Origin of the sequence: Streptomyces niphimycinicus (genome assembly GCF_018883605.1) — a bacterium.
Lineage (GTDB): Bacteria > Actinomycetota > Actinomycetes > Streptomycetales > Streptomycetaceae > Streptomyces > Streptomyces niphimycinicus.
Genome location: NZ_JAHLEM010000772.1, coordinates 1 through 8,764, shown reverse-complemented (window position 1 = coordinate 8,764; position 8,764 = coordinate 1). Strand labels below are relative to the sequence as shown.

The window sequence follows — 8,764 nt, the reverse complement described above, 5'->3', positions numbered from 1 at the left end:
TTCCGGAAGGCCGTCGTCTTCACTGCGTCCGCCCCGGAGTCCGCCGCGACCCGTACCGCTTCGCCTCCTTGGCCGGCCACACCTGACCGCCGTCGTCGCCGTCCCGCTCATAGCGGGGCGGTGCGTCCGGGCCGCCCGGAGTAGGGACCGGAGTAGGGACCGGAGTAGGGAGGGGATGGCGCGGCTGAGCGGTGTGGTGGTGTGCGGCGCCGTCTCGCGCCTTCGGCGCAATTGAGCAGCGGGGCAGGGGGGTGCCGGGCCGGTCCCTCGCCGCCGGCCGCCGGGCCGGTGGGGCCGAGGACCGGTGGCGGCATCCCAGGCCGGGGGCTGGGACCGATGCCGGACAGCAGGGGGGGGTTGGGGTACCCCTTGAAAAAACGCTTGATGAATTAGTTGCGCTATATCAAGCGTTTTTTCGGGGGGTACCCCAACCCCCACCGGCCGGATGATCGGCGATGCGGCCGTGCCCGAACAGCCCCGCCTCCCGCGGTCCGGCATCGGCCTCGGCCCCGGGCATGGGCGGCCGTCACCGGGCCCCGCGCCCACTGGCCGTCAGTCGGCGACGTGGCCGCGCCCCGGGACTCCCGCCGCCGCTGCTCGATCTGCGCCGAAGGCGCGAGACGAAACCCGCGCCCGACCGAGCCGCGTAGCCCGAGCGGCCCGACAGCCCACCCCCGCCCCGCCATTGACGCACGTGGCGGCGAGATCTTACGGTCTCGTTCGAAGAAACGAGCGCTGGTCGATATGCCGAATAGCCGCGATGTCGCGACGTCGCGACGTCGCGGCACCCGAAGAGATGGGCCGCCATGCCGCAGATCCCTTCCGCTTCCGCCCCCGCCTCCGCCCGGTTCACCCTCGACCCCGCCTTCACCGTCGGCGAGGTCAACCCCCGTCTCTTCGGCTCGTTCGTCGAGCATCTCGGCCGTTGCGTCTACACCGGCATCCATGAGCCGGGCCACCCGGCCGCCGATGAGGCCGGGCTGCGGACCGATGTCCTCGCGCTCATCCGCGAGCTGGGCGTCAGCGTCATCCGGTATCCCGGTGGCAACTTCGTCTCCGGCTACAAGTGGGAGGACGGTGTCGGGCCGGTCGATTCGCGGCCGCGCAGGCTCGATCTCGCGTGGCGTTCCACCGAGACCAATCGGTTCGGTCTCTCCGAGTACATCGCCTTCGTCCGCAAGGTCGATGGCGAGCCCATGATGGCGCTCAACCTCGGCACACGCGGTGTCGCGGAGGCTCTTGAGCTCCAGGAGTACGCGAACCACCCGTCCGGCACCGCTCTCGCCGACCTCCGGATCGGCCACGGTGACAAGGATCCGTACGGTATCGGGCTGTGGTGTCTGGGCAATGAGATGGACGGCCCCTGGCAGACCGGGCACAAGACGGCCGAGGAGTACGGACGGCTCGCCGCCGAGACCGCCCGCGCGATGCGGCAGATCGACCCGGACATCGAGCTCGTGGCCTGCGGCAGTTCCAACCAGTCGATGCCGACGTTCGCCACCTGGGAGGCGACGGTCCTGCGGGAGACCTACGACCTGGTCGACCACATCTCCCTGCACGCCTACTACGAGGAGCGCGACGGCGACCGCGACTCCTTCCTCGCCTCGGCCGTGGACATGGAGTCCTTCATCGAGAACGTCGTGGCGACCTGCGATCACATCGGCGCCCGGCTGAAGTCGACGAAGAAGATCAATCTCTCCTTCGACGAGTGGAACGTCTGGTACCAGACCCACTACCACAACGCCGAGCCGCTCAACTGGGAGGAGGCCCCGCGCCTCCTGGAGGACAACTACTCCGTCACCGACGCCGTCGTGGTCGGCTCGCTGCTGATCGCTCTGCTCCGCCACGCCGACCGCGTCACCGTCGCCTGCCTCGCCCAACTGGTCAACGTCATCGCCCCGATCATGACCGAACCGGGCGGCCCCGCCTGGCGGCAGACCACCTTCTACCCCTTCGCGCAGGCGTCGGCCCATGGGCGGGGGAGGGTGCTACAGGTCAACGTGGACAGCCCGGCGTATGAGACGGCCGTCTACGGCGAGGTCCCGCTGCTGCACGCCACCGCCGTCCTGGACGAGTCGACCGGCGCGGTGACGGTTTTCGCGGTCAACCGCGACCAGCACCGCCCCCTCCCGCTGGAGATCGCCCTGCACGCCCTGCCGGTGACCCGCGTGGTCGAGCACACCGTCCTCGCCGACGCGGACCCCGAGGCCCGTAACACCCTCACGGACCCCGAGCGCGTCACCCCGCACCCCGGCGAGGGCACGGCACTGGCGGACGGCACCCTGCGCACCACGCTCGAGCCGATGTCCTGGAACGTCATCCGCCTGGGGTGAGCGACTGGGCACGGACGGCGTCCGTGAATGGGCCCCGCCCGGGGATGCCGGGCGGGGCGCGGACGGGGAGCGGGTCGGGCGTCCGGGTCGACGCCGACCGTGAGCGTGCCGCGGTAACCGGCGGTGGCTTGCCCTCGGCGAGCAGGCTGTCCCACAGCCCGCCCACCGTCGCCGTCATCCAGTCGAAGCCGCCCCAGGTGCGGTACGACTCGGCCGGATACGCGGCGAAGGACTGAGGGCCGGGGGCGTTTTCGTACAGCCCGCGCGTCCCGCCAGCCCCGGGTCTTCTCGGCGGCGTTCACCACCGACACGGGCCGTACGGTGAGGGCAGGATCGCCCACCTCGGACACCGCCACCTACACCGCTCCCACGGGCCGGCGGACCGTGGGCTTCACCGGCCGCGCCGGTGACGAGATCGATAAACTCGGCGTCCTTTTCGCGCCACGCCAGGCCAGTAGGCTTCGGCCCATGCGTGATCTTGTGAATGGCTTCGGTTATCTGATGAAGGGGCAGCGCTGGGCGGCCCGGCACGGGAGATGGTGGGGGTTCGGGATGATTCCCGCCCTGATCACCCTCGTCGGCTACACGGCGGCCCTCGTCGCCCTCTTCTTCTGGACCGATGACGTCATCGCATGGGCCACGCCCTTCGCCGACGACTGGTCCTCACCCTGGCTCGGCATCTTCCGCGGCGCCCTCACGATCCTCTTCGCCGCCACCTGCCTCTTCCTCGCCGTCCTCACCTTCACCGCGGTCACGCTCCTGGTCGGCCAGCCCTTCTACGAGTCGCTCTCCGAACAGGTCGACCGCTCCGAGGGCGGCGCCGTCCCCGACTCCGGCCTGTCGATCTGGGCGGAGCTGTGGATAGGGCTGCGCGAGGCCATCGCGCTGCTCATCCGCGTCACCCTCTGGAGCGTGCTCTTCTTCGCGCTCGGCTTCATCCCGGGCGTCGGCCAGACCGTGATCCCCGCGCTGGCCTTCTGCGTGACCGGCTTCTTCCTCACCGAGGAACTCACCTCGATCGCCCTGCTGCGCCGCGGAATCCTGCTGAAGGACCGCCGCCGCATGCTCCGCTCCCGCCGCCTCCTCGCCCTGGGCTTCGGCGTCCCCCTGTCCCTCCTCTTCCTCCTCCCGCTGGTCGCGGTCTTCCTGATGCCGGGCGCCGTCGCGGGCGCGACCCTGCTGGTCCGCGACCTGACGGGCGAGAACGAGGACGCGGCGCCGCAGGGCGAGACGGCAGGGGGCCCGGCGGGCGCCTTCAACGGCGCGTAGCGACAGACCCCCGGGCGCCGCCCCTCGATGGTGAGGGGTGCATTCCTCAGCGTCATGCACCGGGACCTGGGGCGGAGGCTCGCTTGGCGATGTCCCGCCGATAGATGGCTTCCCTCACCTCATCAATGGCAGTACGCAGAAAGGTGCCGTAAGCGTCCTGGGGGAGGTCGGGGGCATGCTCTTTGGCCGCGTTTATGTGCTCGGTGGCGCTTTCGAAGGACCCGAGCCGACGGTAGTCGTCAGCGAGGTTGAGGTGCAGGGACGGATAGAAACCGGCGATGTGAAGACTGGCATGATGGTCCTGAACCCGCTGTTCGGTCACGGCATCGGCAGCGTCCAGGGCGCGGATATCCCAGGCCAGGGCCCGGGCGGGGTCTTCGTAGAGGTCTGCCAGGTAGTGCGCGAGCGTGCAGCGGTGCAGCGGGTCGCCGGTGACACCGATCGTCGACCACAAGGCCAGGAGTTTCTGGCGGGCCGGAGCGGTCTCGCCGGCTCGTCCCTCGATGACGGCTTGGCTGATGGCTTCCATGGTCGTGTCGGTGTTGGCGGGAGTTGCGGTCACGGTGGTGCTCCCCGTCGTTCTTGCTCAGCCTGAGCGGTCGGGCTTGATGGGCATGGCCAGGGTGGTGAGATCGCCGCGGTCGGCGGAGCGAATCGTGACGGGCTGGTCCGGTCCTCGTAGGTCGAGCATCACGTCGGGGCCGATGGCCGTGCTGACGGCCGGATAGAGCGTGGTCAGCTCGAAGGAGATGTGGAGGTCCTGCCCCGTCATGGTGGACGTGAGCGGGATGTCGGGGCGCCCGTCATCAGCCGTCGGGACGTTCAGGCCCTGCTGGGTCACCTGCAACGTGATCCGCTCTCCTGGATGTTCTTCCAGAGCCCGCAGGAGGAGATCCTTCGAGACCGTGACCCGGGTGGTGACCTCGGACAGCGACGCGAGCATCAGCCGGTGGTCGGGAAACCCCTCCGACAGCAGCCGGCAGTGCCTGTCTTCTCGGTCTGCCATGCGCAGCCAGAATCCGTGCGGCGTCGCCTCGACCCGCACCAGCGGGCTGCGGCGGATCTCGGAAACCGCTGCCCGCAACTCGTCACCATTGACCGTGGCAGCCCAAGTCGTGGTCGCTGCTTCGGCAGGAACCAGGGTCCGGGTCGAGAGGCGGTAACGGTCAGTGGCGGTCAGCGTGACCGCTTCCTGCGTCACCTCGACGCGCAGGGCCCCGAGTACTGGTACCCCTGGTTCACCCACGGTCGCGGTCAGGACCTGCTCGATCGCGTCAGCCAGCACGGGCCCCTTCAGCGCGGCAAGCGGCAGACTTGGCAGATCCATGATCGATGCCTTGATCGAAGCAGCCTTCTGCTGCACGGCTGCCGCGTCCCCGAGGACCTTCGCGACGTGCTCGTCGATCATCCGGGACGCTTCATCAGGCTCGGCATCGAGGACAGCTTGGACAGCGGCGAGGGGCATGGCGATCTCACGGAGCTGACGCTGCACGGTTGCCCGAGCCACCTGGTCAGCCCCGTAGTAGCGGTAGCCAGAGACCGGGTCGACCTCGGCAGGAGGAAGCAGCCCGGAGTCGGCGTAGAAGCGCAAGGCGCTTGGGGTCAGCCCAGTGCGTTGGGCGAAGACCCCGATCGGCATCAGCTCAGAGTTCGGCACGCCGCCATCGTCGAGCTTCAACCAACTCGAAGGTCAACACCGGCCAGGTGTGTCAACAACCTCCTGACCCGCAACACGCTTTAGCGGGCCGCGAGCCGACTACCGGACAGCGGGCATGTTGCCATCGCGCCAGTCGTTCACACGCTTCCGGATGCTGGGGACCATGGGGAGCGCGTCAACCTCTGCGGGCTCGAACCAGCGGACGTCGGTGGACTCCTCGGAGACCGCCAATTGCCCGGCCACAGGACGTGCCACGAAGCAGATGGAGAACTCTTGGCGTACCTCGCCATCGTCGTAGGCAAATACGTGACGAGGGTTGGTGTAGGTGCCGACGATGCCGACGATCTCAACATCAACCCCGGTCTCTTCGCGGGTCTCCCGAATCGCGCAGTCCGGCAACGACTCTCCGCTGTGCATGACACCACCAGGAAGTGCCCACATGCCGTTGTCCCGCCGACGCTGAAGCAGGATGCGCCCGGCATCGTCAACGACGACGGCGGAAGCAGCGGGAACCAGGCTGTTCGCGGCCGGGGCACTCGGGTCGTCCTCGTAGTCCCGCCTGCCCATCATCTTCCCCTTCCCATACCGGACTGCCTCGTCTCCACAGTTCCTCAACGTGGGAAGCGAAGCGATCAAACATGCCGTCGTCCTGATAACGGCGCAGGTGCAGCGTGGGGGCATCATGTCCCACGCGGTGAGTCAGCAAAGGCGGGTCGCTGTCAGGGTCACCGAGCAGGAAGCGTACTCGGCATCCTTGGGCGGCCTTGCGTCGCAGCGCGGCACCGAACCGGGCTTGTTCGAGCCATAGGAAGTAGTTGGTGTAGCCCGCGAAGGTCAGCTCTCGCTCAGCTTTGGTGATCAGCGACCGCCGTAGGGAGGCCGGACAGCCGGACCGGTATGGATAGACGGAGACGACCTCACGGTCCGGACCAGCCTTGATCGCCTTCTTTGCGGCTGCTGGCCATAACACCGCCTCGTCCTCTCCGAGTGCTTCGCAGACGGCCCATCGGTGACGGGCACGGGGAACCCGTCCCGTCTCGGTGATCCATCGGCCGACAGTCTTGATATCGACGCCACAGCTCTCCGCCAACTGCCAGCTTAGGCACGCTTCGCACGGTAACCCTGCTCCATGCCTAGCGGTCGCGGAACGCAGTAGAAACGCACTGCCAGGGGCGCAAATGTGGAGGCGTACAGACCCCCGCGACCGTGGCGACGGTCCGGGGGCGTGGCCCTCAACCCCTTCGGAGCCTGCGCACCGTGCTCCAGCTCCTCGCACCGGTCGAGAAGGGCGGCCGCTGATGGCCGACAGCCGGCCGAACCGGGACGAGCGGCCGAAGATGACGATGCGCGTCTACACCGTGGCGCGCGACGGGACCGGCAGCACCCGGCGGGCGATGGTGGCCGTCCTCGCCGGGGAGAAGAGCGACGCCTACGGGTTGGGGCAGGCGTGGCCGCCGTGCCAGTGTCCCCGCCACCGTGACCACAACAACCCCGACCGCTTCAATCGGTCCTGAGACCGCCGTCCGCCCCGTCCCCTGTCCCCGACTCTCGTGCCCCGCCGTACACGGCCATGGTGCGGTGATGGCCGCTACGCTCGCCGGCCATGAGCGACGATATTCAGGGCCATGGGCCGGTCCGTGACGCCTCTGTCGTGGTGGCCCGCGACGCCGATGGGCTGGTGGCCGTGTTGAGCGCGGATTTCCCCCGCCATGGCGGTGAGTATCTGTTCCTGCCGGGCGGGCGCAGGGAAGCGGGGGAAACGGCGGAAGAGTGTGCGCGGCGGGAGTTGCGGGAGGAGGCAGGGGTCATGGCGGAGACGTGGCGTTCGCTGGGGTCGTATGCGATGACCCTCGGCTCCACGGCGCGTGTGCATCTCTTCGAGGCCCGGCGGCTGACCGTCGGGCCTCAGGAACTCACCCCTACCGAACAGGACTTCAAGCTTTCGTGGTGGTCGATCGGCGAGGCGATCGACGCGGTCGCGCAGGGCCGATTTCTGCTTCCGGCCGGGCCCTTGGCCCTGTTGCTCGCCGATCGAGGGACCGGGGCGTCAGCGGGTCGTGGTCGCGACCACGGTGAGGATTGAGCGGACCTGGGCCGTGATGGCTTCGCGGTTGTGGACGAAGTCGGGGTCGGTGATCCGGCCCGTGGTGGGGTTGGTGTTGCCCGGGCCGAACTGGAGGACCGGAGTGTGGAGATGGCCGCCCGGGGCCTTCAGGGCGACCGCGTCGCGCAGCAGGGTGGCGCGGTAGGCGATCTCGTTGGAGAGGTAGTCGCCGCCACCGCCCGCGCGGGCCGTCGAGCCGGGGGTCGGGCCGTTCGGCCGGACCACCGGGGTTGTGGCGCCCGCCGGGATCTCGGTGACCTCGGTGTGGTCGTAGACGGGGGCGGGGCCGGTGTTCGCCGTGACGATCTTCTCGTGGGGGAGGGTGGTCGTCGTCCACTGGGGCTGAGGGTTCGGGGTCGGTACGCCGGACGGGATGGGCACGGTCTCGGTGCGGGAGATGTTCGCGTTGTCGGGGTAGCCGCCCCGCCAGGCGCCGTTGGTGCGCTCGACGTCGAAGCGGCCCATCCGGCCCTGGCTCACCGTCAGATACGCGTCCACCCGGCGCGGGCCCGACCGGAAGGCGGGCAGCAGGGTCCGCTCGACCGTGCCGTCCGCGAAGTCCGCCCAGCGGACGGGGAAGACGGCGGTCTCGACGCGGGCCGGGCCGTTGTCCGTACGGATCGTCGTGCCATCCAGGGCGAGCGCCGCCGCGCCCGACGGGTTGGAGCGGCGTACGTCGGCGTCCAGTTGGAACGGGTCGAAGCCGGTGACCACGATGCGCTTGATGTGCTTACCGGCGGGGAGGTCGAGCGAGTCCTGCCCGCGTGAGGTGCGCTCCAGCGTGGTGAGGAGCGCGGCGCGACGGGCGTCGGGGAGCGGGAAGCCCGGCTGCCACTGGCCGAGTGCGCGGGTCATGCCGAGCCGCGCCCAGTACAGCGGCCGGTCGTCGTCCCTGCTGAGGTCGCCGCCCGCGGGGCCCCGGCCCTGTACGCGGTCCACGGCCCGCTGCCATAGGGCCCGGCCCTCGCGGGTGATCAGGCGCTCGGCCTCCGCGGCGGAGTGCGTCTCCGCGAGGGCCCGGGCGAAGTCGGTTGCCACCTTGTCGAAACCGCTGCGGCGCAGGATCTCCTGGGGCGCGGCCTGGTCGAGGCGCTGCTCCTCGACCGTGGGTGTGGCGGTGGTGGCGGTGGCGGTGGCGTTGCCGGTGGCGGTGCCGGTGGCTTTCGGCGCGGCCACGGCGGGGGTGGCGACGGCCAGGGAGACGGCGGCCACGGCGATCAGGGTGCGTATCGGTCTCATGCGGGGTCCTAATCCGTGTGTAGGGATTCCAGCCGGGCCCCGGCGGGGTGGCTGGTCTTGCTGCTGGATGGGGTCGTGGTGGCCCGCGGGTGCCGGGTGAATCCCTTGTGGTTCCCGGCCCTGGAGGCCTTACGAGAGACCGGCGACAGCCGGTGCCCTCGG

Annotated in this window: 9 protein-coding genes and 1 pseudogene; 6 read left to right on the top strand and 4 right to left on the bottom strand. The window is 69.6% G+C overall.

Features of this window, described 5'->3' with window-relative positions:
• Positions 1-806: 806 nt before the first annotated feature.
• The 4 genes and pseudogenes from arfA (at position 807) to KN815_RS42385 (ending at position 3,602) form a co-directional block, all read left to right on the top strand.
• Positions 807-2,333, top strand: coding sequence for an arabinosylfuranosidase ArfA (gene arfA, locus KN815_RS42390; protein WP_216347098.1), 1,527 nt, complete (start codon positions 807-809; stop codon positions 2,331-2,333).
• A 23-nt stretch (positions 2,334-2,356) separates the two neighbouring features.
• Positions 2,357-2,569: a hypothetical protein gene (locus KN815_RS52470; protein ID WP_372458621.1), complete on the top strand. Its 213-nt coding sequence runs from the start codon at positions 2,357-2,359 to the stop codon at positions 2,567-2,569.
• A gap of 85 nt (positions 2,570-2,654) precedes the next feature.
• Positions 2,655-2,705 (top strand): annotated as a pseudogene (locus KN815_RS52465) (hypothetical protein); the annotation flags it as partial.
• Between the two features lie 96 nt (positions 2,706-2,801).
• Positions 2,802-3,602, top strand: a complete 801-nt coding sequence (locus KN815_RS42385; protein ID WP_253209591.1) for an EI24 domain-containing protein — start codon at positions 2,802-2,804, stop codon at positions 3,600-3,602.
• Between the two features lie 52 nt (positions 3,603-3,654).
• Here KN815_RS42385 and KN815_RS42380 read toward each other — a convergent pair whose 3' ends face one another.
• The 3 genes from KN815_RS42380 to KN815_RS42370 form a co-directional block, all read right to left on the bottom strand.
• Positions 3,655-4,164: a hypothetical protein gene (locus KN815_RS42380; protein WP_216347096.1), complete on the bottom strand. Its 510-nt coding sequence runs from the start codon at positions 4,162-4,164 to the stop codon at positions 3,655-3,657.
• A 24-nt stretch (positions 4,165-4,188) separates the two neighbouring features.
• Positions 4,189-5,259, bottom strand: coding sequence for a DNA polymerase III subunit beta family protein (locus KN815_RS42375; RefSeq protein WP_216347099.1), 1,071 nt, complete (start codon positions 5,257-5,259; stop codon positions 4,189-4,191).
• A gap of 99 nt (positions 5,260-5,358) precedes the next feature.
• A complete protein-coding gene (locus tag KN815_RS42370) occupies positions 5,359-5,826 on the bottom strand; it encodes an NUDIX hydrolase (RefSeq protein ID WP_216347095.1) in 468 nt (155 codons plus the stop codon).
• 731 nt (positions 5,827-6,557) lie between these two features.
• Between KN815_RS42370 and KN815_RS42365 the strand changes: the two genes are divergently transcribed.
• Positions 6,558-6,773, top strand: coding sequence for a hypothetical protein (locus tag KN815_RS42365; protein ID WP_216347094.1), 216 nt, complete (start codon positions 6,558-6,560; stop codon positions 6,771-6,773).
• 89 nt (positions 6,774-6,862) lie between these two features.
• Positions 6,863-7,342: an NUDIX hydrolase gene (locus KN815_RS42360; protein ID WP_216347093.1), complete on the top strand. Its 480-nt coding sequence runs from the start codon at positions 6,863-6,865 to the stop codon at positions 7,340-7,342.
• On the opposite strand, the gene KN815_RS42355 is transcribed toward KN815_RS42360, so the two are convergent.
• On the bottom strand, positions 7,307-8,602 hold the full coding sequence (locus tag KN815_RS42355; RefSeq protein WP_216347092.1) for a pyroglutamyl-peptidase I: 1,296 nt from the start codon (positions 8,600-8,602) through the stop codon (positions 7,307-7,309). The genes KN815_RS42360 and KN815_RS42355 overlap by 36 nt on opposite strands.
• Positions 8,603-8,764 lie beyond the last annotated feature (162 nt).

Excerpts from the sequence above, each read along its gene's own strand:
- arfA (WP_216347098.1), top strand. The coding sequence starts at position 807 with ATGCCGCAGATCCCTTCCGCTTCCGCCCCCGCCTCCGCCCGGTTCACC.
- KN815_RS42385 (WP_253209591.1), top strand. The coding sequence starts at position 2,802 with ATGCGTGATCTTGTGAATGGCTTCGGTTATCTGATGAAGGGGCAGCGC.
- KN815_RS42370 (WP_216347095.1), bottom strand. The coding sequence starts at position 5,826 with ATGGGCAGGCGGGACTACGAGGACGACCCGAGTGCCCCGGCCGCGAAC.
- KN815_RS42365 (WP_216347094.1), top strand. The coding sequence starts at position 6,558 with ATGGCCGACAGCCGGCCGAACCGGGACGAGCGGCCGAAGATGACGATG.
- KN815_RS42360 (WP_216347093.1), top strand. The coding sequence starts at position 6,863 with ATGAGCGACGATATTCAGGGCCATGGGCCGGTCCGTGACGCCTCTGTC.
- KN815_RS42355 (WP_216347092.1), bottom strand. The coding sequence starts at position 8,602 with ATGAGACCGATACGCACCCTGATCGCCGTGGCCGCCGTCTCCCTGGCC.